Origin of the sequence: uncultured Enterococcus sp., from assembly GCF_913775425.1 — a bacterium.
In the GTDB taxonomy this organism is placed as follows: domain Bacteria; phylum Bacillota; class Bacilli; order Lactobacillales; family Enterococcaceae; genus Enterococcus_G.
Window position 1 is genome coordinate 1 of sequence record NZ_CAJYIS010000009.1, and the last position, 24,192, is coordinate 24,192.

Here is a 24,192-nt window from a genome sequence, read left to right on the forward strand (position 1 = left end):
GATATTTACAATGAAATGTTACCATCATTGACATTAGGTTGTGGATCTTACGGACGTAACTCAGTTTCTCGTAACGTATCTGCAGTAAACTTGATCAACGTGAAAACTTTGGCGAAACGGAGAAATAATATGCAATGGTTCAAATTACCTTCAAAAATCTATTTTGAAAAGAACTCATTAATGTATTTAGCAAATATGGAAAACGTTGAACGTGTGATGATCGTTTGTGACCCAGGTATGGTGCAATTCGGTTATGTTGATACAGTGCGTGACGTGTTGATGCGCCGTAAAAATAATGTTCAAATCGAAGTCTTCTCAAATGTTGAACCAAACCCATCAACCAATACAGTGTACGCTGGAACTGAAATGATGCTAGATTTCAAACCAGATACAGTCATCGCGCTTGGTGGTGGATCTGCAATGGATGCAGCTAAAGGAATGTGGATGTTCTACGAGCACCCAGAAACTTCATTCTTTGGTGCGAAACAAAAATTCTTAGATATTCGTAAACGTGCTTACAAAATCAAAAAACCAGAACAGACACAATTTGTATGTATCCCAACAACTTCAGGTACAGGTTCTGAAGTAACACCATTTGCGGTAATTACAGATAGCGAAACACATGTGAAATATCCATTAGCAGACTATGCGTTGACACCAGACGTGGCGATCGTGGATTCACAATTTGTATTATCAGTACCTGCTTCTGTAACAGCTGATACAGGTATGGACGTATTGACACATGCGATCGAATCTTATGTTTCTGTAATGGCATCTGATTATACTCGTGGATTGAGTTTACAAGCGATCCAATTAGTCTTTGAAAACTTAGAAAAATCAGTGAAAACAGCTGATCCAGATGCGCGCGAAAAAATGCATAATGCATCAACGATGGCTGGGATGGCGTTTGCTAATGCTTTCTTAGGTATTTGTCACTCAGTAGCGCATAAAATTGGTGGAGAATATGGTATTCCTCATGGACGTACCAATGCGATCTTATTACCACATATTATTCGTTACAATGCCAAAGATCCACAAAAACATGCGATGTTCCCTAAATATGACTACTTCCGTGCCGATACAGATTACGCACAAATCGCTCGTTTCTTAGGTCTTAAAGGCAATACAACGGAAGAATTAGTTGCTGCATTAGCTCAAGCAGTACATGATCTAGGTGCAAAAGTTGGAATCGATATGAGCTTGAAAGCACAAGGTGTTACTCAAGAAGTACTTGATTCAACCGTAGACCGTATGGCAGAACTTGCTTACGAAGATCAATGTACAACAGCTAATCCAAAAGAACCATTAATCTCTGAATTAAAACAAATTATCCTAGATGCCTACAAAGGATAATTCCTCCTTATGAAGTGTGCTGAGTGAATTCAGCACACTTTTTTTATGGTAAACTAAGCAAGAAAGGTGTGAGAAAAATGCGAACGATAAAAGAAGTAACTAGTGAACTGGTACAATCTAGTCGACGATTGGCTACGTGGAGTAAAGCATATGAAGAGAAAAAATGGGATGATCAGACACAAGCATTTTTATTTGATATACGTGATTACCTTGCGATGTTTGTCCTTTTAGATGATCGAGCACCGATAGTTTTAGAACAGTCATCAGATTTAGATAGTCGTAAATTACTACAAGAGCAAGCGGCGCTGTTAAGAGAATGGCTAATGCTCAGTCAAGAAGACGACGGAGAAGTGCGCCGGATGAAGGCTAGCGTAGCAGGAATCTTAGAATTCAATCAAATGTTACAAAAAGAGCATCCAACTTTGAACGAGAGTCTTTTGGTAGAACAAACAGCAAAAAACGCCACCAAAAGTTTTTGGCAGCGTCTGTTTACACGTTGATTATTTTTTAGGTAACTTAAATTCAAAAGTGACCCCAATTTGATTTTGATAATTAAAATCTTTAACTGTGATGTCACCATGATGCTCTTGGATCAATTGTTTTGCAATAGCTAAACCTAGTCCATATCCGCCAGTTTCTTTAGCTCGTGAATGATCTTCACGATAAAAGCGATCAAATAAGTGTTCTTTATCTTTATCGGCAATACTTGGTCCAGTATTGCTGACCATAACACGCCATTCTTTAGATGTCGTTTTAGTGACGACAAAAATTTGATCTTGTGCTTTTGTGTATTTTAACGCATTGTCGAGTAAAATCACGAGGACTTGATGGATTTTTTTACGGTCAAACGACCATGTTTGTTCTGGGTCCTCAAGAGGTTGTAACAATAATTGTTTCTCATCTAATTGGGCCATCTCTTGGAAAGGACGTAGTAGTTCTTCTAAGAAAGGTTGCAATGCGACTTCTTGATATTCCACGACTTGTTGATTGGAATCGTTTCGTGCAATCGTCAGTAGATCATTGGTCAAGCCGGTTAGACGTCTTGTTTCAGCAAGTGCTTGAGCAATACTTTCTGATTCTTCTAAAATCGTTTGATTGGGTTTGGTAAATAAATGTTGCAAACTATTTTGAATGATCGCTAAAGGTGTCCGTAGTTCATGTGAAGCATTTTCGACAAATTCTTGTTGTCGTTTCCAAGAAGCTACGATCGGACGCATCGATAGACTCGCTAAAATGTAGCTGATCCCAATCGATAAAAACCAAAAAATAACCATGCATACGACCAAAATCGCTTTAAAGTTCGTCAAAGCCGATTTGATTTGATTGGTATTGGCCAATACTTGGACATACGCGATATCTGAATTATTATCTGGTGCTTTCCGAATGACTGAACGAAAATCAGAAGTATTACTTGCTTGATCTTCTAATTGTAGTGTTTGGATACTGTCGAGTTCTTTTGTATTGAGTGTCAATGACTCAAATTGTGCATAGCGACTACCCAGTGCTTCTTTGTTTAAGATTTGACCGTCTTTGGACCATAAGATCACTTGATTGTTAAACATCGGTTTCGGGCTATCGTCTTTAAATGGTTTATTGCCATCTAAGCGTAACGTGGGATCATTTTCTTGATAGCGTTGGATTTCCAATTGAATCAAAGGCGAATTGCTAGTTGTTTGTGTCAACTGTTGATCGGTCTCACGATAAGCCGAAAGAGATAAGACTTGTAATACGATCACACCTAAAGCGAAGAAAACAAGCGCAAAAGCTAAGACATTGGCTAAAAAGAGGCGGATTCGTTGTTTATTGGGTAATTTAGCTTTCATGAGGATCCGCCTCTTGTAAGAGATAACCCACATTTCGTAGTGTCTGGAATTTTTTATCTAGTCCTGTTTCACGTAGATGTTTTCGCAAATGACTCATATAGACTTCAACGACGGTCAAAGTAGTTGAAGAATCAAATCCCCAAATCCGATCGAAAATTTGTTCTTTGGTTAAAATAACTTTTTGATTTTGGATAAAATAGACTAATAGTTCAAACTCTTTTCCTTGAATGGGTAAAATTTTGTCATGAAAACGAACTTCTTTATTCGTTAAATGACAACTAATTGGACCATAAGCTAGCGTTTGTTCATCAAATAGTCCTAATGAGCGCTTCAATAATGCTTTGACACGCATGATTAATTCTTCGCGATAGAATGGTTTTGTTAAGTAGTCGTCGGCACCTTTTTGGAATCCTTCGACTTTGTCTTCTAAACCATCTTTAGCTGTCAAAATCAATACTGGTGTTTGAACTTGTTGTTTTCGCAATTCTGCTAAGACTTCATACCCATTCATTTCAGGTAACATCAAATCTAAGATGATCAAATCATAGATCCCCGCCTCAGCTTCAAATAAACCTTCGCTACCAGTATACATTTGTGTGATTTCCCCAATAGATGATACGATTTCTTTAATGTTTTCAGATAACGTCACATCGTCTTCGACCAATAATATTTTTATCATATCGATTCTCCTCAAACTTTTTCTTTAGTATAGCGTATAAACCTAAAAATAACCTTAAAAAAGAGATTGTGACAGAAGTGAATAGCTCTAAAAAATAAGCCGAATAATTCCGATAATAGGTTTAGCTATTTCGGCAATTACTCGACTTATTTTTATCGCACTCTAACGTGTTGCATATGAAGTTGGATCGATCCCACGAGCTAAACACCAGTCATGTAACGAACCAGTAAGCAGCAGTGGAACAGTGGTTGCTTGTGTAGTTTTTGTAATGCCACTCATCGTATACAGCATTTCTAGTTCAATTTTGATTCGTTCAACAAATGCAATCGTATCTTCGATGCCATGTGTTAATAATTCATTTAAGATCGTAGCAGAAAGTCCAACACTATCTGCCCCTAAACATAATGATTTGAAAATATCATAAGCATGACGGATTCCACCAGAAGCAATCAATGAAAAATCTTGTTGGATTTGATTCGCTTCTAACAAGGATTCGGCAGTCGTTTGTCCATAGTCATCCAAATAATAAAATTCGCGTTGTTTACGACGGGCGTTTTCGATTTGTGTGAAACTTGTTCCACCACGCCCGGAAACGTCGATTGTTTTTACACCACGATCAAGTAGTGCTTGAATCGTTTCTTTCGTCATCCCAAAGCCAACTTCTTTGACGATCACAGGGACGTCTAGTGTCGCTGTGATTTGTTCGATCAGCGCTAGCCAATTGGTAAAATCACGATCTCCTTCTGGCATCACAAGCTCTTGAGGTGCATTGACATGAATCTGTAAGGCATCAGCTTTAAATAACTCGATGGCTTGTTTTGCACGTTCTACAGAAGTTCCGGCACCAACATTGGCTAATAGGATCCCATCTGGATTGGTTTGTCTAACGATCGTAAACGAATCTTTGACAGTTGGATCTTTTAAGGCTGCTGAAACAGAACCTGTAGCCATTGCAAGTTTTGTCTCGCGCGCAATCGTCGCAAGGTCTTGGTTGATTTTTTTCGTTTTTTCGCTACCACCAGTCATCGCATTGATAAAGAAGGGAAAAGGTGTAGCCAAAGAAGCTAAAGTAGTACTTAAATCGACTTCTTTGACTGCAATTTCAGGAAACGATTGATGAATCGGTCGGATCGCGTCAAAATCGGTAACATGTTTGCTATGAAACGCTTTTGCTAGTGATACGTGTTCATCTTTTCGATTCATTGCGCGCCTCCTTGATAGTGATAAACGTGTAAAGGTAATGGGGTGATCTCAGCTTTCTCCCAAGCGCTCATGAGCGGTAAAATGCCAGTACGTTGATCTGCGATTACAATACCGCAATCACCACCGCCAGCACCAGAAGATTTTGCTGCACCGCCACAAGCAATCGCTAATTCACACAATTCTTTTAATGCGGGCGTTTCGATAATAACGCCTGTGATTTGTGAAAGCTCAGCCAAAAGGACACGGTTTTTCAAAATCATTTTTTTGATCGTATGCACATCTTCTGCACCAAAAGCATCGATCAAAGTTTGGACACATTCTTTGCTGTCTGCTAAAAATTGGCGATACGCGCGATTTTTTTCTTCTTTTGACTGATTAACCTGATCCACTAAATCTGAAGTTGATGCAGGGCTACCAGTCCAACCGATCAACAAGCGAAGATTTTTAGGCGTTTTGAGGGGCGTGATGGCCAATTTAGGCCAATCCTCAGCTAAAAGATGTGAAAGTGGCCATTCCCGTTGTTTTTTGATGACCCATTCGTGATCAAAAGTCGAAAAGGCAATCCAACCACCAAACGCGCTAGCTGCGATATCTCCACAAGAGCCATTTCCTTGGACAGCTAAATGTGCTAAAGCAGAGATTTTAAAAATTGTCATCTCGTCCATTTCAAGATCATAAAAGAGATTCAAGGCTTTGACAGTAGCTACTGTAACTGCACCACTTGAACCTAGACCATACTTGCGGCCGTTAGAATTGTCTAATTCACTCGTTACTTTCAGATCATAGAAGGCTAAAATTCTACCTTTTTCAGAAGCGTATTTTTCGGTCAAACGAATGGCTTCTAAAATATAATGAAAAGGATTTTCACGATGATCTAAGACCAATTCGCCATTGCGTCTCGTCCAACGAATCGGCAGATCACTGTATTGTTGGGAATGGATTGTTCCATTTTTACGAGCGGTTTCGATTTTGACTGTAATAAATTGATCGACAGCTACGATCACTGCAGGGTGTCCAGGTTCTACGACAGCATATTCACCTGCGATATATAATTTTCCAGGTACTGAGACCTCGATCATAATGTCACTTCCATTTCTATAGGGTGCGCATCTGGTCCAGCTAGGGCACAGATGATTTGTTCTTTTGAAAATGCTTGTTCTAACTGAGCAATTAATTTATGGCGATCTTTTTTCTGGCACAAAACTTTGACATTAGGACCAGCATCCATTGTAAAGTAGCACTCTAATCCATTTTGTCGTAACGTACGAACGACATCCATTGCACGCAGACTTTCAGGCGACCAATAGGTGAAAGGTGGTACAGCAGCTAGAGTAGTCGCATGCATTTTTAACGCGTTTGCTTCAGTGATTTCACCTAAACGAGTAAATGATTTAGTTGCGAGTGCTTGTCTGATAGCGATCAGATCTTCACCAGCGGTTTTGATCCAATTTGGATAAAAAGCTGAAGTATCGACTGTTCGTTTCATCCCGTCGCGACTAGAAACGTCTTTTTGTTTGTCATTTAACAAAATAAACACCATTGCTAGTTCATCTTCAAAACGATCAGCTTCGATTGGTTGAGCAAAAGAGGTTAAATCATCTTTGCCTTGTTGCCATTCCACAAAGCCACCAAAGATGCTGCGACAAGCAGATCCAGAACCGCGTCTAGCTAAGCGTGAAAGATCTTTTTTAGACAACTCCAAATGTAATGCTTCATTACAAGCGAGTGCTAAAGCTGCTAGACCACTAGCTGAAGAAGCGAGTCCGGCTGCAGTCGGTACATGATTTGTACTGATAACTTCAGCATAAAGTGGCTGATCCATTTTCTCGCGGACTAAATCTAAAAAGCGTGTGATTTTAGTCGTAGCTTTTTGATCTTGTAATGTATTATCTAAAATAAAGCGATCATTTGTAAATGAATCGGAAAATGTCACAGTCGTATCTGTGTAAAATGCATCTAGTGTTAAAGATAGACTATTGTTCATCGGTAAAATCAATGCGTCATCTTTTTTACCCCAATATTTGATCAATGCGATATTGGTATAAGCACGTGCAGTTCCTTTAAGCATGTTGGTAAGCTCCTAATCCTTGTAGCCAAGTGCCTTTTACCCCAGCTTCTTGCAAAATGCGGCAAATAGTCTCAGCTTGTTCTTTAGTTTTTGTTAAGACGATAAAGCAGCCACCACGGCCGCCACCAGTCAATTTGGCACCTAGTGCACCGTGTTGTTTGGCTAAACGAGTGTAATCTGTAAGTTCTTGATTGCTCACACCTAATTTTTCTAAATCAAGCTGTGCTTGATCCATCAATTCACCAAGTAATGTTGCTTCATTGTGCATAATGGCTTCTTTTGCTTGATCTGTAAGCAGACCTAAATGTTCAGTAAGTTCAGTAACTAATTTCGGTTGTACTTTAGCTAACTCAGCAACCGAACGGACCGCTGCTCTAGTCTGCCCTTTGATTCCAGTATCTGCTACTACTAAAAATGCATCAAGATCTAAAGGAAAAGGTAAGATCGCTTGATTCTTTCGATAATAGATCGGTTGTGAGCCACTAGTTGCTGCAGCATCAATGCCACTAGGATTTCCATGGGCAATTTGTTCTGAAAAGTTGACGTAAGTGAGCAGTGATTCTTCAGATAATTCAAGTTGTTGCCAGTCAAAAAAAGCGCGCGTGATAGCTACAGCTGCTGCGGCACTTGAACCCATTCCTCGTTCAGCAGGAATCGTACTTTGAATGGTTAAATGAAAGGCAGGTGTATGCAGATCGTTTTGTAATTTTTGAGTTAATTGAGTAATATTGGCTAAATTTTCAGATGTTTGTTTGAGTGATCCTGTATGATAACTTGAAGTTAAGGTGTTTTCATTTGCTTGTGTAATCATCGCTGTAATCGTTGTTCCTTTAAATGGAAACGCAATTGCGGGTTTTTGATAAACGACAGCGTGTTCACCCATCAAAATAATTTTACCAGTTGCTTCCCCAGTCCCTACTTCTTTCATAGCTCTCCTCTTTCGTTTCTGTAATATCTGACAGTTCAGGCTTCATTTTACTAGATTATTGTAGATCCGTTAAGTTATCTGGTTACTTTTCTTAAAAAAATTTGATTTCTTAACCTTTTTTTCACGTTTTTTTCATATCAAGGTATCATGACAAAAATTTTGAAGTATTGTATAGTAGTAAAATTGAAGAAATAAGGAGGAACAAGATGATTGTCTTAGCAGGAACGATTGGAGCAGGAAAGTCTAGTTTAGCAGAAATTTTAGCGACTCATTTTCAAAGTGAGGCCTTTTACGAGCCGGTCGAAGAAAATGAAGTGTTGCCTTTATTTTATCAAGATCCTGAGAAATATGCCTTTTTGTTACAGATCTATTTTTTGAACAAACGCTTTGCGAGTATCAAAGCAGCACGTAAAAAAGAAAATAATGTGTTAGATCGCTCGATTTACGAAGATTCACTATTATTTCATCTAAATGCAGATTTAGGAAGAACGACAAAAACTGAAGTTGCAGTCTATGATGAATTGCTAGCGAATATGTTAGAAGAGTTGCCGCTTGCAACCTATCAAAAGCGTCCAGACCTTTTAGTTCATATCAAAGTATCATTGGAGACGATGTTAAAACGAATCAAGCAAAGAGGTCGTGAATACGAACAGATCGAACAAGATGAAACCTTGTATGCTTATTATAAAGAATTAAACAAGCGTTACGATACTTGGTTTGAACATTACGATGCAAGTCCTAAAATCCAAATCGATGGTGATCGTCTTGACTTTATAACAGATGAAAAAGCGCAAAAGATCGTGATAAAACAGATCGAAACTAAGCTTGATGAAATTTCTTAATAAAATATAAAGACGATAAATGTTGTTATATCAACATTTATCGTCTTTTTTTATTTGTGAATAAAAAATAAATAATTCACAATATAAAAAATTGAAAAAAAGTGAGCAAGCAATTAACAGTTGATTTAAAAGCTTTCATTGTATTTGGTCGCATCTTTTTCGCTTGTGCAAAAAAATATGATAGTTATAGTGTTCACAATCTTTATATACTATGTATGTAAACAACACGAGGGGGAAAAATATTATGACAAAAACAGTGATTGTTGGAGCAAACCATGCTGGAGTGGCAGCTGCAAATACTTTATTAGATAACTACGAAAACCAAGAAGTGGTTATGATCGACCGCAATACAAATTTAAGCTACTTAAGTTGTGGTACAGCTTTATGGGTAGGTCGTCAAATCGAGAGCGTTGATGGACTATTTTACACAAACAAAGAAGAATTCTTACAAAAAGGTGCAACAGTTCACATGGAAACAAGTGTAGAAACGATCGATTTCGATAAAAAAATCGTCTACTGCACAACCTTAAGTGGCGAAACGTTTGAAGAATCTTACGATAAATTGATTTTAGCAACAGGTTCTGTACCGATCTCACCAAATGTACCTGGACGTGATCTAGAAAATATTCGTTTTATGAAAAAATTCCAAGATGGTCAAATGATCGATCAAATCTTAAGCAATGATGAAATCAAAAACATCGCTGTTATTGGTGCTGGATACATCGGTGTGGAAATGGCCGAAGCCGCAAAACGTCGTGGCAAACACGTTTTATTATTTGATGCAGCGACACGTTCTTTACCAAACTACTATGATAAATGGTTTACAGATAACATGGACGAAAACTTAAAAGAGCATGGCATCGAAATGCATTTAGGCGAACTTGTTCAAGAATATCAAGGAACAGATAAAGTGGAAAAAGTCGTAACAGCAAACGGCAGCTACGATGTCGATATGGTGATTAATGCGATCGGCTTTTTACCAAATAGTGCTATCGGTGGCGATAAACTAGAACGTTTCGTCAACGGTGCGTACTTAGTCGACCGTCATCAACAAACAAGTTTACCTGATGTCTACGCAGTAGGAGATTGTGCGACTGTTTACTCAAATGCGTTGGAACAAACAGCTTATATTGCACTTGCTACAAATGCCGTACGTTCAGGAATTGTGGCTGGGGAAAATATCGGTGGAACAAGTGTCGAATCTCCAGGAGTACAAGGTTCAAATGGAATCTCGATCTTTGGTTACAATATGGTATCAACTGGAATCTCGGTTGAATCAGCAGCACGTTTTGGTGTAGAAGTGGACTATGTCGACTATGAAGATACTCAAAAACCAGAATTCATGAAAGAAAATGCGAGTGTTAAAATCCGTATTGTATTTGATAAACATACTCGTCGTATCGTTGGTGCACAAATGGGATCATACACTTCTGATATCTCAATGGCGATCCACATGTTCTCACTTGCAATTGAGCAAAAAATGACGATCGATCAATTAAAATTATTGGATCTATTTTTCTTACCACACTTCAACCAACCATATAACTACATCAACAAAGCCGCGCAAGCAGCAAACTAATATTATAGAAGAGGCTGTGACAAACTTTTGTCACAGCCTCTTAAAAACAGAATAAACGGCGTTCCAGAAGTAACTCTTTTGGAAATAAGCCGCATCATTGCCGAAATAGGTGAACTTATTATCGACATGATGCGGCTTATTTCTCGGAGCTATCCACTTCTGTCACAGCCTCTTTTTTTATGAAAAAATAGTTGAAAATCATTGACTTTCTATGAATAAGTCTCTATAATAGTAAGAGTTGAGAAATGAAAGCAGAAGCACCCGCTTCTCGCCTCGTGACGTTGTCGCTGGGCAGATAGTTATCCAATCAATTTGGGTCACGTTGCGGGTTCGTTAAGAACTCGTTTTTTTGTGCCTACTTGTAAGAAAACTCTTTCTTTCTCTCAAAAAACTTGGAGGTGAATGACCATAGCAAAGGATATGATGGTAAACGACGGCATTCGTGCACGTGAGTTACGTTTGATTAGTCAAGACGGAGATCAACTCGGAGTAAAAACGAAAGCAGAAGCGTTGCAAATCGCAGAACAAGCTAACTTAGATGTTGTGTTGGTTGCACCTAATGCAAAACCACCGGTTGCTCGTATTATGGATTATGGGAAATATCGTTTTGAACTACAGAAAAAAGAACGTGAAGCCCGTAAAAAACAAAAGGTTATCAGTGTGAAAGAAGTTCGCTTAAGTCCAACGATCGATGTCAATGATTTTAATACTAAATTACGTAATGCACGCAAATTCCTTGAAAAAGGGGATAAAGTGAAAGCTTCTATCCGTTTCAAAGGTCGCGCCATTACCCATAAAGAAATTGGTCAGAGAGTCCTAGATCGTCTTGCAGAAGAAACAGCTGATGTTTCAACTGTAGAACAAAAAGCGAAAATGGACGGACGCAGTATGTTCTTAGTACTTGCGCCAAAAAACGACAAGTAAATTCGGCTCTATTAGAGTAAGGTCAGTTAGATAACGAAAGATTTTGAGGAGGAAATTAGTTATGCCAAAACAAAAAACACACCGCGGATTAGCAAAACGCGTAAAACGTACTGGTAACGGTGGATTAAAAAGATTCCGCGCGTTTACAAGTCACCGTTTCCACGGTAAAACAAAGAAACAACGTCGCCAATTGCGTAAAGCTTCAATGGTATCTAAGGGCGATTACAAACGTATCCGTCAACAATTAGCGAGAATGAAATAATTCAACGCAAAATTTTCCAACAGACAAAAATTAAGTATAGAAGATTCAATTAGGAGGAATTAAATAATGGCACGTGTTAAAGGTGGAACAGTATCTCGTAAACGTCGTAAAAAAGTGCTTAAATTAGCAAAAGGATATTACGGTTCAAAACATACCTTGTTCAAGACAGCAAAAGAACAAGTAATGAAATCATATAGCTACGCATACCGCGATCGTCGTCAAAAGAAACGTGACTTCCGTAAATTATGGATCGCACGTATCAACGCAGCTGCTCGTATGAATGGCTTAAGCTACTCTAAATTAATGCACGGTTTGAAATTAGCAGAAATCGATATCAACCGTAAAATGCTAGCTGACCTAGCTGTAAATGATGCAACTGCATTTACTGCTTTAGCTGACCAAGCAAAAAGCGCATTAGCTAAATAATTTAGTTAAAGACCTAAGATCTTGTTTCTTCATTGAAACAAGATCTTTTTTTTGAGCAAATTAGTTGCATTTTTATAAAATAACTATCTAAAAATCTATAAATGTAAGCGGATTAAATAATGAGAAACTTACAATTTTGTATGTGAATGTTTTATTTCAATGTCTCAAATTAAAAAAAATGAAACGATATAAAATAAAAAATGATTGTTATATAAGCTTTTGTATCAATGTTTCAAAAATAATTTAAGTTATGTTTTATGAGAGAGATAGCATATTACTTTTAAAAAAAAACGAATGATGTTACAGTTTTGTTAGGGCATAAATAAACAGAAAGGGTGGAGTGGTGAATGGCAAAATGGAAGAAGTTTGTGATTGCACTTATTGGCTTATTATTAATCACTGTTCTAGCAGATAGCTTGATCCGCTATCAGTCAGTAGGACAATTTCAATTTCACTTGCTCGCACCAAAAGATTACCCAGTAGTCGGTGGAGTTTTACCAATCTACTTCTTTTGGATGGCAGCAATTTTTATGATTCTTATTCTAATCGGTATTATCGTTGTGGCATTGATCCCCAAAACTACAACTACGATTCCTTTAAAACAGGACAAAGGAACCTTGACACTATCAAAAAGTGCAGTTGATGGTTTAGTAAAAGCGAGTGCAAATGAAACCGAGTGGTTAAAAAATCCTCGTGTAAAAACCAAAATGAAAAAGAAAAAAGTGCGTGTTGAAGTAACAGGAACAGTACGACCAACTGTTGATACGTACGAAAAAGTACAACGATTCAACAAAAAAACAGAAGACGAGATTCATCGTTTTCTAGGAGTAGAGGCGCCAGTCGAGATTCATGTGACATTTAAAGACCTCCAAAAAGATACACCCAAACGCTCGTCACAAGCACGCGTACAATAAGAGGAGGGATATGATGTCTGAGTTGTTTAAACAACATACATTCCCAATAATCGGAGGGATCTGTGGCTTGATCTTAGCTATCTTATTTCTTTCGTTGGGATTTTTTAAAACGATTCTCGTCTTATTACTGATTGCGGCGGGAAGTTTTATTGGAATGTATCTACAAAGAAGTGAACTGCTGGAAAGATTTTTTCCAGATAAAAAATAATAAAATAAATAGAAAAGGAAGTGCTTGAAGCATGGAAAACGTAAAAAATAAAGAAATCAACCCAACAACTACACCAACTACTGCTGTAAAAGGTGAATTAACATTTGACGATAAAGTAATCCAAAAAATCGTAGGGATCGCTTTAGAAAATATCGATGGATTATTAGCTGTTGACGGCGGATTTTTCTCAAACATTGCTGAAAAATTAGTTAATACAGACAACGTAACTTCAGGAATCGATGTTGAAGTCGGTAAAAAACAAGTAGCTGTTGATTTAGATATCGTAGCTGAATATGGTAAAGATGTACAAGATATCTTTAATAAAATCAAAGAAGTTATCGTAAAAGAAGTTAAACACATGACTGGTTTAGAAGTGATCGAAGTCAATGTTGAAGTGGTAGATATTAAATCACAAGAACAATATGAAGAAGATTCAGTGACTGTTCAAGATCGTTTAAGCGATGCTACAGAAAGTGTTGGCGATTTTGCTTCAAAACAAAGCAAAAAAGTAAAATCATCTTTTAACAATGGAAAAGAAAATGTAAAAGATAGCATTGATGAAGCACGTGAACCACGCGTACAATAATCAAGGTACATGAAGAAGCGTAGGCATCCTTTGATGCTTAGGCTTCTTTTTTTGTAGAAAGGAACTTTATATGACATTTTATACATATGATTATTTAATTAATCAACCAAATGACACAGTTTGGATACGGTATGGCTTGCTGTTTAGCTTGTTGTTCATTTTGGCAATCGTGTTTGGCTTGTACTTGAGGCATCGTTGGACTTCAAAATATCGTGATTTGAGTTTAATTGTTTTATTGCTCATTTTACTGACTTCTGGGATTCAATTTTCAGAATATCAAGAAACACAAACGAAACATTCGCCATCTACGCAAACTGAGAAAATGTTACAAACTATCGCAAAACAAAAGCAAGTTTCTCTAGCAGATATTGCTCTAAATGATACACAGTTACGCAACGGTAGCTATCTTAAAATTAAAGAAGCGATCTATTTGGTCGAATTTACGAATGATCAAGATGCTTATCAGTTGAAAAGAATTTATTTATTGGATGAGAATCTCATCCTTAAAGGAGTAGACTAGTATGGAGTTTTATAGTCCGATCATTATCAAATTAGGATTAGGAATTTTGTGTTTGATTTTACAGATCAATATTATGGGAAAAGGAAATCTAGCGCCTACTTCTGCATTGGATCAAGTCCAAAATTACGTGTTAGGTGGGATCATTGGTGGAATCATCTATAATGATGATATCACCGTATTGCAGTTTATTTTAGTATTGATCATTTGGACATTGCTAGTCTTGATCGTCAAATTTTCAAAAGAACACAATCGTTACATCAAGCGATGGATCGATGGAAGACCAATCACGCTAGTTCAAAATGGTAAAGTAAATGTCAATGAATGCTTAAAAAGCGGAGTTTCTGCGAATGAGCTGATGTTTAAACTGCGTTCAAATGGTATCTATGAAGTAAATGAAGTGAAAAGTGCAGTATTAGAACAAAATGGCCAATTGACGTTGATCAAGTTTGGTGATGATAATATTCGCTATCCGATTATTGTCGATGGACAAGCAAATTTAGACGTTTTAGAATTGATCGATCAAGATGAAGCATGGTTAGAAGAACAAGTGCAACAAGAAGGATTTACAAAAATCAATGAGATTTATCTAGGAGAATATTTAGCTGGAAAGTTAAAACTTCATCGTTATCAAAAATAAAACGTTACCAAAAAATTAGGGACACCCTTAATTTGAAATAAGGTGTGATGTTTACAGAAAATGGGTTGCCCAAAATGTTAAGAAATCTCTTATTCTCAGCCTTCAACCGTTCTTTTTTGTTATGCTAAATATCTTGATAAAAACCGGAAAGTGAGTGGGCGTATTGGGGAACGAAAAACGATATCAAGAGCTGAAATTAGCTGAAAAAGGGGCGATTGTAAGTATTGGAGCTTATATAATCGTTTCAGCGCTGAAGCTATTGATTGGAAATGTAGCACATTCAGAAGCATTACAAGCTGATGGCTTAAATAATGCCACAGATATCATCGCCTCGATCTCGGTACTGATCGGCCTAAGATTGTCCAGAAAACCAGCAGATGATGACCATCGTTATGGCCACTGGAAAGCAGAAAACGTCGCGAGTTTAGTGACCTCATTGATTATGATCGCGGTGAGTTTGCAAGTATTATATAATTCGTTAGAAACGATGATTACCGGTAGAGAAGAAACTCCAGATATGATAGCGGCAATCGTTGGGATTTGTTCAGCAATCTTCATGTACGGTGTCTATCGCTACAACAAAAAGCTCGCTCAAAGTGTACGTAGCTCAGGCTTGATGGCTGCAGCTAAAGACAATCTAAGTGATGCATGGACCAGTATCGGAACAGCAGTAGCCGTTTTTGCGGCCTCTTTTCATCTTGGTTGGATCGATAGTTTGACGGCAGTAATCGTCGGGTTGTTAATTTTAAAAACTGGGATCGATATTTTTCGTGAGAGCGTGTTTTCCTTATCAGATGGGTTTGATACGGAATTGTTAGTTGAATATAAAAAAGAAATTATGCAGATCGATGGAATAACTAAAGTAAAAAGTTTAAAAGGTCGTAACTATGGTGCAAATATTTATGTAGATGTCGTCGTCTTGATGCCAGCTAAAATGAATGTTGAAGAAAGTCATGCACTTGCTGATTTGATCGAAGAACGTTTATATGAACGGCATGGAGTCGCAGAAATCGATGTCCACGTCGAACCTGATAATCAAGAGCAAGCCTAAGTGGTTTGCTCTTTTTAAGCATGTCATTAGGCGACTGTTTTATTTTTTGATACACTATATTAGTAAACAAAAAACGAACGTCGAGGAGGATTTTTCATGAGTTTAACCGCAACATACACATTAGCAAATGGAGTAAAGATTCCGAAAGTAGGATTTGGAACATGGCAAACTCCAGATGGTCAAGTGGCCGTAGATTCAGTTAAAGAAGCCTTAAAAATAGGTTACCGTCACATCGATACTGCCCAAGGATACAAAAATGAAGGTAGTGTTGGTCAAGGGATCAAAGAAAGTGGCGTTGAGCGTTCAGATATCTTTTTAACGACTAAAGTTTGGAATAGTAACCATTCTTACGATTTAGCAAAACAATCACTTGAAAATAGTTTAAAAGAACTAGACACAGACTATATCGATTTAGTGTTGATTCACTGGCCAAATCCGGTAGAATTTCGTGATCATTGGGAAGAAGCCAATGCTGAAACTTGGCGTGCAATGGAAGAGTTTTATGAAGCTGGAAAAATCAAAGCATTGGGTGTGAGTAATTTTAGACCACATCATTTAGATGCATTATTGAAACATGCAAAAGTAAAACCTGTAGTCAATCAAATTTTCTTGGCACCAGGTGAACTAATGGAAGAAACTGTAGCCTATTGTCATGATCATGATATCTTACTTGAAGCATATAGCCCACTTGGAACAGGTAAGATCTTTGAAGTAAAAGAAATGCAAGAATTAGCTGATAAATACAATAAAACAATTGCGCAAATCGCTTTACGTTGGTCACTTCAACACGACTTTTTACCATTACCAAAATCGGTAACTCCAAGTCGTATCCTAGAAAATAGCCAAATCTTTGATTTTGAATTATCTGATGAAGATATGGCAATCATTGATGGCTTAGACGGCGTAGTAGGGAAAGCTAGAAATCCTGATGCTGCGGAATTTTAATCAAAAAGGGAGTGACAAAATTTTGTCACTCCCTTTTTTTAGATATGTGTTGCCATTTCTTTGATCCAAGAAACAGATTTTTGATAAGCTTGTTCTTCTTTTTCAGTTAAGGAAATAGGGGAGATGTCGATGATTCCGGTATAATTTAAACTAGCGTATTGTCCGATGTAAATATCCTGTTTTGAATCATAAGCTGAGACTGGATAAAAGGTTTTTTGAGAGCTTGTTAAGGCACAAATCAACTGATCGGCTTGATTGGCGATGCCAAATGAAGTATAGCCTTTGCCAGTGAAAGTCGTCTCACCGATCATCAAAGCCTGATTGGCGAGTTGTTCTAAATCATGTTTAGTGAAATCTAGTTGAGGATTTAGTGTTTTCACATAGTCCCAAGGAACGAATTGTGTTGCTCCATGTTCACCTAAAACAAGAGCATTGATTGCATTTGGCATTACATCAAATGCTAAGCTAAGAGCATGTTGCAAACGAGCAGTATCCAAGGATGTACCAGTCCCGATCACACGATTTGTTTCAAAGTTTGTGAGTTGTTGCATATAATGTGTAATCACATCGCAAGGGTTGGTAATCACAAGCAAAATCCCTTTGAAAGCATAGTTTGTTAAATATTTAGACCATTCTTTTGCAGCTTTTTTCGTGAAATCCAATTCGTCAAAACGGCTACCTGATCCATTTAATAAGCGGATATTTCCTACCGAAAAGACAACAAGATCCAATGTAGCCAAATCTTCTTTTTGACCAATATGAATCGTTGTTGTCGTTTTTTGTCCGATTTGTGCACAAATCAAATCTTGTTGTTCAGCCACACAACGTTCCTTATTTTTATCAAATAAATATAAGTCTGTAACGTGATGACGTTCAATCAAGGTATGCGCTAATGTGCTACCAACGTTTCCTATACCAATAATCCCGATTTTACTCATCTAATCCCTCCGATCTTTTGTCTTATTCTTACGTGAAATCAGCTAAAAGTCAACTTCATCTAATCTTTGCTAGATTTTTCACAATTAATTCGTTACAATAACGATGAAGTGAATACTAGCTTTTTTAATAAGATGAAAAGAGGAATGAGACAAATGATACCGTTTACACATGAACCTTTGAATTTATTTACAAACTATGTTCAAGCTGCCCAAAAATTTCCTGAAAGTGCGATCGTGTTAGATGAACCCTTGCGTGCTTTTCCCGAATTGCACACCACGACTACCTATCAAGCGAGTTTAGAAAGCATAAAACAACGCGCTTATCAATTGGCTGCTTTGGGAGTAAAAAAAGGAGATGCTATTTTAATCTATAAGAGCCCACGTTTTGATACTTACTTGCTTGCTGTAGCGGCTTCTTATCTAGGCGCGATTCCGGCGATGATTTCATATCATTTACCGCAAAGCACCATTGAGGTCTTTTTAGAACGCTTAGATGATCCATTTGTAGTATACGATGAAGAAACCACGATTCGTATCGACCCCATCACATATGACGAGACGAAAAAGATTTCCGTCGAAACATTGTTAAATACAGTTGGTAAAATAGTACCGCAAGCACAATTAGCAACAGATGAAATCTCTTATATGACGCATACTTCAGGAACGACTGGTATCCCGAAATTGATTTGTCATTCTGCCAATTCTATGGGCTGGCGAACAGTATGGCAAAAAACAGTAATGGCTAAGATGGAAGGTCGTAGAATTGTAGCTTTCCATATTTCCCCAGTACACTCACGCTTTAATATTGGGATTTCTTCTTTGATGGCTTTAGGTTTTCCGATGTTGCCGATCGCTAATCCAGAGCTAAACAATGTTGCACAGTTACTGAAAGCATACCACCCAATGGCCTTAGAAACGCATCCGAATCATTTTGTACAATGGACTCGTTTAGCTAAAGAGCAGCCTGAAGTATTTGCGAAAACACGTTATTATCATTCCACTTTTGATGCGATCAATAACCAAACAATGGCAGCTTTCTTAAAGGCAAGCAAAGCACAAGATCCAGTCTTTTTACAAGTCTATGGTCAAAGTGAATGTGGCCCAATGATTTTAAAAGCACATCAGTTAAACACACTGACATCTTCTAATGCACGTGATATGGGAGTTGGATTAGAAGATTTGACCAAAGCACGAATCTGCGATGAACAAGGTCGCGAATTACCACGTAATACAGATGGTCATATCCAATTTCTGTCAAAAGGACGTGCGTTAACGTATTATAAAGAGGATGAACGGTTCCAAAAAACTGTTTTTGGGACATGGTGGGATAGTGGTGATTATGGATGCATGGACGACGAAGGACATCTTTATCTAAAAGATCGACAAGTCGATCTCATTGACGAAGTGGAGAGTACTTTAGCCATTGAAGATTATTTACTGGATCATTTACCATTCTTAGCTGAGGTCGTTTTAGTGCGTGGAAAAGAGCATAAAGCACAACCCGTATTGGCATTGATCGAAGGGGAAGCGATGGACGAGGAACAATGGTTTAAGGCTGTAAGTGATTTGCCACAGTTGCATCATCCAGTCGTGATGGCATGGGAAGATATTCCCAGAACTGCTACGATGAAAGTCCAACGATTGCAATTAGAAAAACGATTTCAATAAGAAAAAAAGGTCATTTTAATTCAATAAAATGACCTTTTTTTATGTCTAAATTTTGATAAAAATGCGTTATTTTAGTTATTAAATAAGAAAGTTATAAGGACAAGAATAGAGGAGAACATATGTTACGAAATATTGTCTATTTTATGTATTTAGTGTTATGATATTAAAGAACGGATGTTAGTTTATAAATTCATTAGCCTGTCGTGTGGTGCATCTATAAAGGACACATGCGCGTAGGAAAAGTAACCTTTTTTCCTTCCAGTTAGGAGGGGTGCGATGATCAAAAATGAAATAGGATAGAAGGGGCGGCTTAGATTTTATTTTTGATGGTGTACAGTGTTGCACTGAGTTAGGAGGAACCATTATGGATCCTTATCATAAGTTTACAATCAATACTAATGAACAAAAACTACATTTGTTCGATGAACGCGCTTTGGCTTTGTCGGATTCGTATGCCAATGAATGGATAGAAACGAAGCGTGTGATTAACCATTATGTGGATGCATCTTCACACAAAAAAGTTCTGATTTTGGAAGAAATTTTGCACTTATTTGAGCGTAGCGATGCGAAACATTTGGATTTGGTCACGGTTGTGGAGCACGATCTACGTGAGTTAGTCGAGCGCATCGCAACGAAATATGTTGAGAAGTTATACGATTAATTTGTGTCAACACAATCGAGAAAAGGCCATGAGCCTTAAGAAAGCCACCTGTTTCGTTTGAAACAGATGGCTTTTTTAAGTTATATAAAACCCCTCTCATTCTGGATGATACTTTGAAATAAAGGCATGATAATTTAAAACTTCGATTGTGTTTTGTTCACTGAAAGGCGCGACAACTTCTTTTTCATCAGCAAAGTCACCTTTAACATTAGTGATTTGCGGGTAAACTTTGATTGCTTTATCAGGTTTTGCAACAATCACAAGCCCGCGCATCCGTTTTTTAGCAAATTCTTTTGAAGTGATTACATCAAATGAGTCAGTAAAAGACACCCAGTGGTCGTTAAATTCGATCTCTGAACGTGTATCCGGACGATGTGTTTGGTAATCTTGATAATCTGCTTTAAACTGAGCAGCATCGTCATAATCTTCTCTTTGAGGTTCTTTTTGATTTGTTGTATGTATACGAAACAATAACTGATGATCAGCTAGTAACTGTTTGGGATCATGTTCTTGTAACTTACAGTGAAGTTGTTCCCATTTTTGATCAGAGTCGGCTAAGTCTGTTCGTGCTTCTCCACCGATTTTGTGCATGATCCAACTTTCAATGAATTCTTCCATAGTGACCTGCTTTCTAAACCTGTAATAGTGTATTTCCTTTAGTGTAGCATAGTAAACAGAAAAATCATTTTGTAACGAATGTTTTAAAAAAGGATGTGACAGATTCTGTCACATCCTTTTTTAGTCGCCTTCTTTTTCAAGGTTTTGATGTAGATGGAATTCCTTATTATAAAATTCGATCCCGACGGTGAAGATCCAACCAGCTAACACACCTAAAACACTACCGATCACAATGCCAAGCATACGGTCTGCTAAAAGAGAACCGCTATAAGGTTGACGTGCAAGTGTGGTAAGCATTAGAGCCATTGGTGTTGTAAAAAAAGTCGCTACAGCATAATTTTTCATAATCAAATACTCAACGACCATAAATAAAATCGGAATCATTAGTAGCATGCCGACACTGCTTAAATGGATATTGAAAATCAGTGCTGTAATCAAAAGTCCAACTACAGTCCCTAAAATCCGTTGGACGTGGCGATGAGCCATAGCGCGTAGATTATCTCCCATTAAAATAGCCGCACAAGAAACAACGAGCCAGTAAGCGTTGTTAAAGTGAAGACCTTGAGATAGATAGGTGGCAAAAAATAGTGTTCCGCTGTAAAACATCCCATCTAAAATCGAACCTGGATCTTGATGCAAGCGTTCCTTGAAGGTTAATCTTTCAAGCGGTACCGCTTTTTCTTTTTCAGTTAAACTAACAAGCAGGCTTGCGACGATAGATACGACCGCACCAACTAAAAAATAGCTGCTTAACGGTAAAACCGAGGCGATAGGCACTTGCATACTTGCTCCCATCGTAATGATCATGATCGCAAAAAATGGCCCAGGTTTACTAATTCCATGTAAACGAAATAGGAAACGACCTAAAAATGCAAATATCGCCACAAGCAGTGGAGCTATCCATTGCAATTGATGACTAAGCATTCCGGTCAATAAACAAAGATAAAGATAAATACTGACTACTACCAGACGCTGTACAAGTTGGAGTTTAGGAATATTTTGATAATACGCAAAAATAAAAATTCCTAAAGAGCCAAAACTCGCGATATACATGTTTCCAGAAAAATAACCCGCAAGTAGAATCATCAAGACGCAAAAACCAGCAATGAGGACTCTAATCGGGTTAGTTTTAATCGGCTGGAACCGAAATAGTTCTTTGATATAAGACACCATAAATTATACTTCACTCCTTACACCTAAGCTTAGCATAAAATAGAGGGTGTGAAAAATTTAAAATCCAAAACTAAACAGATTATCATTTTTCTCCAAATTGTTCGATAAAACGTGCGTGGAATTCGGGATAAGAACGTTTTAAAGAAAGTGGACGTTGGCGTTCTTGGTCAAGGAAACAGTGACTACTAGTTCCTGTCGTGACTAATTTAGCCGTTGTTTCATTTGTAATTTCATAGCGAAACTGAAAACGTGTTCCCGTATATTGCTCGACGTAGACTTGGATCGTGAGCTGGTCTCCGTAATGGACCATTCCTTTGTATTGGCAAGAAACATCCAATACGGGAATAATGATTCCGGCTTGTTCAATCGTTTGATACGGTAATTGCATAAACTCTAATAAATCAGCACGTGCTTCTTCAAACCAACGAATATAATTAGAATGGTGGACGATCCCCATTTGATCGGTCTCATAATAGTGTGGTTTCCGTTTATAGCCTAAATAATTTAACATCTCAGACACTCCTTTACTTTGCTATCTTAGTGTACGGATTTGTCTTTAAAATAGCAACTATCATCGATAAGAATCTGCTTGACATTTTTTAATAAGTACAGTAGGGTATACGTAATATCAATGAAAAAATCGCTGAAAGAACAAGTACTTACATTTTCTTTTTTAGAGAGAACTATCTAGGCTGAAAGTAGTTTAAAAAGATGTAACGAAAAGACATTCTGGAGATGAGTGGAAGCAAAGCCACGTCCGTGTACGAGCGTTAATCGTTTGAAGGAAAAGAGCAAGCTCTTTTCAAATTTAGGTGGTACCGCGTGTAGAAAATCGACTCGCCCTTGTGTAAAAACAAGGGCGTTTTTTTTATTTTTAGGAGGAAAACACATGAATTATCAACGTCCGAAAGGAACCAATGATATTTTACCTACAGACTCACCGAAATGGCAGTTTGTAGAAGAAACAGCGCGCTTATTGTTTGGGGATTATCAATTTTCAGAGATTCGTACGCCGATGTTTGAGCACATCGAAGTCATTTCAAGAAGTGTGGGGGATACTTCAGATATCGTCACTAAAGAAATGTACGATTTTTACGATAAAGGGGATCGTCATATTACTTTACGTCCAGAAGGAACAGCACCGATCGTTCGTTCGTTTATCGAAAATAAATTATATGGACCAGAATTTCCTAAACCATATAAAGTGTATTATATGGGACCGATGTTTCGCTATGAACGTCCACAAAAAGGTCGTTTGCGCCAATTTCACCAAATCGGTGTAGAAGTTTTTGGATCTAAAAATCCAGCTACAGATGTAGAAACGATGGCAATGGCACTAGACTTCTTCGATCAATTAGGAATCAAAGGATTGCGTTTGGTCATCAATTCACTAGGAGATCAAGAAACGCGTCTGGCTTACCGCCAAGCATTGATCGATTATTTAGTTCCGTTTGAAGAAGAATTAAGTGCCGATTCAAAACGTCGCTTACATGAAAATCCATTACGTGTTCTAGATAGTAAGGATAAAAAAGATAAAGTCATCGTAGCGGATGCACCGCAGATTTTGGATTATTTATCAGCGGATGCCCGTGAACACTTTGAACAAGTAACCAAGATGCTCGATGCATTAGAGATCGCTTATGAGATCGACAGCAATATGGTTCGTGGGCTAGATTATTATACACATACGATTTTTGAGATCATGTGCGATTCTAAAACGCTGGGAACACAATCAACAGTTTGTGCCGGTGGTCGCTACGATAATTTGATTGAGGAATTTGGTGGTGAGCCAACTCCAGGTTTTGGGTTTGGAATGGGTGTTGAGCGCGTGTTGATGATCTTAGAAGCAGAAGGAGCCGCAATTCCAGTTGTGGATACGATCGATGCATATGTTGTGCATTTGGGTGAAGAAACCAATATCGAGGCTTTAAAAGTCGTCCAAGCGATCCGTCAAGCAGGTTATTCAGCTGATCGTGATTATATGGGACGAAAAGCAAAAGCGCAATTCAAGAGTGCAGATAAAGCGAAAGCCAAATTAGTCTTTACATTGGGTGAATCAGAATTAGAAGCTGGTGTGATCAAAGTGAAGAATATGGCGACGCGAACAGAAAAAGAGTATGCATTAGCAACTATATATACTGATTTTAATCAAATTTTTGATGAAATGAGTCAAACAGCAGAATAGT

General features: G+C 37.8%; 27 protein-coding genes and 2 other annotated features. Of the genes, 17 read left to right on the forward strand and 10 right to left on the reverse strand.

Annotated elements, in window-relative coordinates; all coding sequences use genetic code 11:
- Both QZ413_RS00560 and QZ413_RS00565 read left to right on the forward strand, forming a co-directional pair.
- Positions 1 to 1,353: iron-containing alcohol dehydrogenase (locus QZ413_RS00560; RefSeq protein WP_297074532.1), on the forward strand; the 1,353-nt coding region annotated here is incomplete at its 5' end.
- Between the two features lie 77 nt (positions 1,354 to 1,430).
- Positions 1,431 to 1,853, forward strand: coding sequence for a hypothetical protein (locus QZ413_RS00565; protein ID WP_297074534.1), 423 nt, complete (start codon positions 1,431 to 1,433; stop codon positions 1,851 to 1,853).
- Here QZ413_RS00565 and QZ413_RS00570 read toward each other — a convergent pair whose 3' ends face one another.
- The 6 genes from QZ413_RS00570 to mvk all read right to left on the reverse strand — a co-directional run bounded on the left by QZ413_RS00570 (position 1,854) and on the right by mvk (position 8,054).
- Positions 1,854 to 3,176 carry a cell wall metabolism sensor histidine kinase WalK gene (locus QZ413_RS00570; RefSeq protein WP_297074536.1) on the reverse strand — a complete coding sequence of 441 codons (1,323 nt, stop codon included), beginning with the start codon at positions 3,174 to 3,176 and terminating at the stop codon, positions 1,854 to 1,856.
- Positions 3,166 to 3,855, reverse strand: coding sequence for a response regulator transcription factor (locus QZ413_RS00575; RefSeq protein ID WP_297074537.1), 690 nt, complete (start codon positions 3,853 to 3,855; stop codon positions 3,166 to 3,168). Before QZ413_RS00575 ends, QZ413_RS00570 begins: the two co-directional genes overlap by 11 nt.
- A 162-nt stretch (positions 3,856 to 4,017) precedes the next feature.
- Entirely contained in the window at positions 4,018 to 5,058 is a 1,041-nt protein-coding gene (gene fni, locus QZ413_RS00580) for a type 2 isopentenyl-diphosphate Delta-isomerase (RefSeq protein ID WP_297074538.1), read from the reverse strand.
- Positions 5,055 to 6,137, reverse strand: coding sequence for a phosphomevalonate kinase (locus tag QZ413_RS00585; protein WP_297074540.1), 1,083 nt, complete (start codon positions 6,135 to 6,137; stop codon positions 5,055 to 5,057). The genes fni and QZ413_RS00585 overlap by 4 nt, the downstream gene beginning before the upstream one ends.
- Complete coding sequence (mvaD, locus tag QZ413_RS00590; RefSeq protein WP_297074541.1) at positions 6,134 to 7,126, reverse strand: diphosphomevalonate decarboxylase; 993 nt, start codon at positions 7,124 to 7,126, stop codon at positions 6,134 to 6,136. Before mvaD ends, QZ413_RS00585 begins: the two co-directional genes overlap by 4 nt.
- Positions 7,119 to 8,054, reverse strand: a complete 936-nt coding sequence (mvk, locus tag QZ413_RS00595; RefSeq protein ID WP_297074543.1) for a mevalonate kinase — start codon at positions 8,052 to 8,054, stop codon at positions 7,119 to 7,121. The genes mvaD and mvk overlap by 8 nt, the downstream gene beginning before the upstream one ends.
- Before the next feature lie 206 nt (positions 8,055 to 8,260).
- Between mvk and QZ413_RS00600 the strand changes: the two genes are divergently transcribed.
- The 12 genes from QZ413_RS00600 (at position 8,261) to QZ413_RS00655 (ending at position 16,948) form a co-directional block, all read left to right on the forward strand.
- Positions 8,261 to 8,896 carry a deoxynucleoside kinase gene (locus QZ413_RS00600; RefSeq protein WP_297074544.1) on the forward strand — a complete coding sequence of 212 codons (636 nt, stop codon included), beginning with the start codon at positions 8,261 to 8,263 and terminating at the stop codon, positions 8,894 to 8,896.
- Positions 8,897 to 9,140: 244 nt separating this feature from the next.
- Positions 9,141 to 10,475: a H2O-forming NADH oxidase gene (gene nox, locus QZ413_RS00605; protein WP_297074546.1), complete on the forward strand. Its 1,335-nt coding sequence runs from the start codon at positions 9,141 to 9,143 to the stop codon at positions 10,473 to 10,475.
- Between the two features lie 243 nt (positions 10,476 to 10,718).
- Positions 10,719 to 10,832, forward strand: a sequence feature (ribosomal protein L20 leader region).
- 45 nt (positions 10,833 to 10,877) lie between these two features.
- Positions 10,878 to 11,399, forward strand: coding sequence for a translation initiation factor IF-3 (infC, locus tag QZ413_RS00610; protein ID WP_016185126.1), 522 nt, complete (start codon positions 10,878 to 10,880; stop codon positions 11,397 to 11,399).
- 61 nt (positions 11,400 to 11,460) lie between these two features.
- Positions 11,461 to 11,661, forward strand: coding sequence for a 50S ribosomal protein L35 (gene rpmI, locus QZ413_RS00615; RefSeq protein ID WP_010742869.1), 201 nt, complete (start codon positions 11,461 to 11,463; stop codon positions 11,659 to 11,661).
- 66 nt (positions 11,662 to 11,727) lie between these two features.
- The gene (rplT, locus tag QZ413_RS00620) at positions 11,728 to 12,087 is read left to right on the forward strand and encodes a 50S ribosomal protein L20 (protein ID WP_016185125.1); all 360 of its coding nucleotides are present in this window, start codon (positions 11,728 to 11,730) and stop codon (positions 12,085 to 12,087) included.
- Positions 12,088 to 12,434: 347 nt separating this feature from the next.
- A complete protein-coding gene (amaP, locus tag QZ413_RS00625; RefSeq protein WP_297074553.1) occupies positions 12,435 to 13,001 on the forward strand; it encodes an alkaline shock response membrane anchor protein AmaP in 567 nt (188 codons plus the stop codon).
- A 13-nt stretch (positions 13,002 to 13,014) separates the two neighbouring features.
- Positions 13,015 to 13,209 (forward strand): DUF2273 domain-containing protein, encoded by a 195-nt coding sequence (locus tag QZ413_RS00630; protein WP_297074554.1) that lies wholly within the window; start codon positions 13,015 to 13,017, stop codon positions 13,207 to 13,209.
- Positions 13,210 to 13,240: 31 nt separating this feature from the next.
- The gene (locus QZ413_RS00635) at positions 13,241 to 13,795 is read left to right on the forward strand and encodes an Asp23/Gls24 family envelope stress response protein (RefSeq protein ID WP_297074556.1); all 555 of its coding nucleotides are present in this window, start codon (positions 13,241 to 13,243) and stop codon (positions 13,793 to 13,795) included.
- A gap of 70 nt (positions 13,796 to 13,865) precedes the next feature.
- Positions 13,866 to 14,315 (forward strand): DUF3290 family protein, encoded by a 450-nt coding sequence (locus tag QZ413_RS00640; RefSeq protein ID WP_297074557.1) that lies wholly within the window; start codon positions 13,866 to 13,868, stop codon positions 14,313 to 14,315.
- Between the two features lies 1 nt (position 14,316).
- Positions 14,317 to 14,952 (forward strand): DUF421 domain-containing protein, encoded by a 636-nt coding sequence (locus tag QZ413_RS00645; RefSeq protein WP_297074558.1) that lies wholly within the window; start codon positions 14,317 to 14,319, stop codon positions 14,950 to 14,952.
- A gap of 163 nt (positions 14,953 to 15,115) precedes the next feature.
- A complete protein-coding gene (locus QZ413_RS00650; protein ID WP_297074560.1) occupies positions 15,116 to 16,003 on the forward strand; it encodes a cation diffusion facilitator family transporter in 888 nt (295 codons plus the stop codon).
- A 96-nt stretch (positions 16,004 to 16,099) separates the two neighbouring features.
- Positions 16,100 to 16,948 (forward strand): aldo/keto reductase, encoded by an 849-nt coding sequence (locus tag QZ413_RS00655; RefSeq protein ID WP_297074561.1) that lies wholly within the window; start codon positions 16,100 to 16,102, stop codon positions 16,946 to 16,948.
- A 38-nt stretch (positions 16,949 to 16,986) separates the two neighbouring features.
- Here QZ413_RS00655 and QZ413_RS00660 read toward each other — a convergent pair whose 3' ends face one another.
- Entirely contained in the window at positions 16,987 to 17,886 is a 900-nt protein-coding gene (locus tag QZ413_RS00660) for a lactate/malate family dehydrogenase (RefSeq protein ID WP_297074563.1), read from the reverse strand.
- A gap of 153 nt (positions 17,887 to 18,039) precedes the next feature.
- Here QZ413_RS00660 and QZ413_RS00665 point away from each other — a divergent pair, with 153 nt between their 5' ends.
- Positions 18,040 to 19,554, forward strand: coding sequence for a class I adenylate-forming enzyme family protein (locus tag QZ413_RS00665; RefSeq protein WP_297074564.1), 1,515 nt, complete (start codon positions 18,040 to 18,042; stop codon positions 19,552 to 19,554).
- Between the two features lie 364 nt (positions 19,555 to 19,918).
- The gene (locus tag QZ413_RS00670; RefSeq protein ID WP_297074566.1) at positions 19,919 to 20,215 is read left to right on the forward strand and encodes a hypothetical protein; all 297 of its coding nucleotides are present in this window, start codon (positions 19,919 to 19,921) and stop codon (positions 20,213 to 20,215) included.
- A gap of 96 nt (positions 20,216 to 20,311) precedes the next feature.
- Here the strand turns inward: QZ413_RS00670 and QZ413_RS00675 are convergent, their stop codons facing one another.
- The 3 genes from QZ413_RS00675 to QZ413_RS00685 form a co-directional block, all read right to left on the reverse strand.
- Positions 20,312 to 20,833 carry a hypothetical protein gene (locus QZ413_RS00675; RefSeq protein ID WP_297074567.1) on the reverse strand — a complete coding sequence of 174 codons (522 nt, stop codon included), beginning with the start codon at positions 20,831 to 20,833 and terminating at the stop codon, positions 20,312 to 20,314.
- A gap of 120 nt (positions 20,834 to 20,953) precedes the next feature.
- On the reverse strand, positions 20,954 to 22,006 hold the full coding sequence (locus QZ413_RS00680; RefSeq protein ID WP_297074569.1) for an FUSC family protein: 1,053 nt from the start codon (positions 22,004 to 22,006) through the stop codon (positions 20,954 to 20,956).
- Between the two features lie 82 nt (positions 22,007 to 22,088).
- Positions 22,089 to 22,517 (reverse strand): thioesterase family protein, encoded by a 429-nt coding sequence (locus QZ413_RS00685; protein ID WP_297074571.1) that lies wholly within the window; start codon positions 22,515 to 22,517, stop codon positions 22,089 to 22,091.
- Positions 22,518 to 22,640: 123 nt separating this feature from the next.
- Positions 22,641 to 22,854, forward strand: a binding site (T-box leader).
- Between the two features lie 41 nt (positions 22,855 to 22,895).
- Between QZ413_RS00685 and hisS the strand changes: the two genes are divergently transcribed.
- Positions 22,896 to 24,191, forward strand: coding sequence for a histidine--tRNA ligase (gene hisS, locus QZ413_RS00690; protein WP_297074572.1), 1,296 nt, complete (start codon positions 22,896 to 22,898; stop codon positions 24,189 to 24,191).
- Position 24,192: the final 1 nt, after the last annotated feature.

Excerpts from the sequence above, each read along its gene's own strand:
- QZ413_RS00665 (WP_297074564.1), top strand. The coding sequence starts at position 18,040 with ATGATACCGTTTACACATGAACCTTTGAATTTATTTACAAACTATGTT.
- QZ413_RS00685 (WP_297074571.1), bottom strand. The coding sequence starts at position 22,517 with ATGTTAAATTATTTAGGCTATAAACGGAAACCACACTATTATGAGACC.
- QZ413_RS00680 (WP_297074569.1), bottom strand. The coding sequence starts at position 22,006 with ATGGTGTCTTATATCAAAGAACTATTTCGGTTCCAGCCGATTAAAACT.
- QZ413_RS00660 (WP_297074563.1), bottom strand. The coding sequence starts at position 17,886 with ATGAGTAAAATCGGGATTATTGGTATAGGAAACGTTGGTAGCACATTA.
- rplT (WP_016185125.1), top strand. The coding sequence starts at position 11,728 with ATGGCACGTGTTAAAGGTGGAACAGTATCTCGTAAACGTCGTAAAAAA.
- QZ413_RS00585 (WP_297074540.1), bottom strand. The coding sequence starts at position 6,137 with ATGATCGAGGTCTCAGTACCTGGAAAATTATATATCGCAGGTGAATAT.
- amaP (WP_297074553.1), top strand. The coding sequence starts at position 12,435 with ATGGCAAAATGGAAGAAGTTTGTGATTGCACTTATTGGCTTATTATTA.
- QZ413_RS00645 (WP_297074558.1), top strand. The coding sequence starts at position 14,317 with ATGGAGTTTTATAGTCCGATCATTATCAAATTAGGATTAGGAATTTTG.
- QZ413_RS00630 (WP_297074554.1), top strand. The coding sequence starts at position 13,015 with ATGTCTGAGTTGTTTAAACAACATACATTCCCAATAATCGGAGGGATC.
- mvaD (WP_297074541.1), bottom strand. The coding sequence starts at position 7,126 with ATGCTTAAAGGAACTGCACGTGCTTATACCAATATCGCATTGATCAAA.
- QZ413_RS00640 (WP_297074557.1), top strand. The coding sequence starts at position 13,866 with ATGACATTTTATACATATGATTATTTAATTAATCAACCAAATGACACA.
- nox (WP_297074546.1), top strand. The coding sequence starts at position 9,141 with ATGACAAAAACAGTGATTGTTGGAGCAAACCATGCTGGAGTGGCAGCT.
- QZ413_RS00570 (WP_297074536.1), bottom strand. The coding sequence starts at position 3,176 with ATGAAAGCTAAATTACCCAATAAACAACGAATCCGCCTCTTTTTAGCC.
- QZ413_RS00670 (WP_297074566.1), top strand. The coding sequence starts at position 19,919 with ATGGATCCTTATCATAAGTTTACAATCAATACTAATGAACAAAAACTA.
- rpmI (WP_010742869.1), top strand. The coding sequence starts at position 11,461 with ATGCCAAAACAAAAAACACACCGCGGATTAGCAAAACGCGTAAAACGT.
- fni (WP_297074538.1), bottom strand. The coding sequence starts at position 5,058 with ATGAATCGAAAAGATGAACACGTATCACTAGCAAAAGCGTTTCATAGC.
- QZ413_RS00675 (WP_297074567.1), bottom strand. The coding sequence starts at position 20,833 with ATGGAAGAATTCATTGAAAGTTGGATCATGCACAAAATCGGTGGAGAA.
- QZ413_RS00635 (WP_297074556.1), top strand. The coding sequence starts at position 13,241 with ATGGAAAACGTAAAAAATAAAGAAATCAACCCAACAACTACACCAACT.
- QZ413_RS00575 (WP_297074537.1), bottom strand. The coding sequence starts at position 3,855 with ATGATAAAAATATTATTGGTCGAAGACGATGTGACGTTATCTGAAAAC.
- hisS (WP_297074572.1), top strand. The coding sequence starts at position 22,896 with ATGAATTATCAACGTCCGAAAGGAACCAATGATATTTTACCTACAGAC.
- QZ413_RS00565 (WP_297074534.1), top strand. The coding sequence starts at position 1,431 with ATGCGAACGATAAAAGAAGTAACTAGTGAACTGGTACAATCTAGTCGA.
- QZ413_RS00655 (WP_297074561.1), top strand. The coding sequence starts at position 16,100 with ATGAGTTTAACCGCAACATACACATTAGCAAATGGAGTAAAGATTCCG.
- infC (WP_016185126.1), top strand. The coding sequence starts at position 10,878 with ATGACCATAGCAAAGGATATGATGGTAAACGACGGCATTCGTGCACGT.
- mvk (WP_297074543.1), bottom strand. The coding sequence starts at position 8,054 with ATGAAAGAAGTAGGGACTGGGGAAGCAACTGGTAAAATTATTTTGATG.
- QZ413_RS00600 (WP_297074544.1), top strand. The coding sequence starts at position 8,261 with ATGATTGTCTTAGCAGGAACGATTGGAGCAGGAAAGTCTAGTTTAGCA.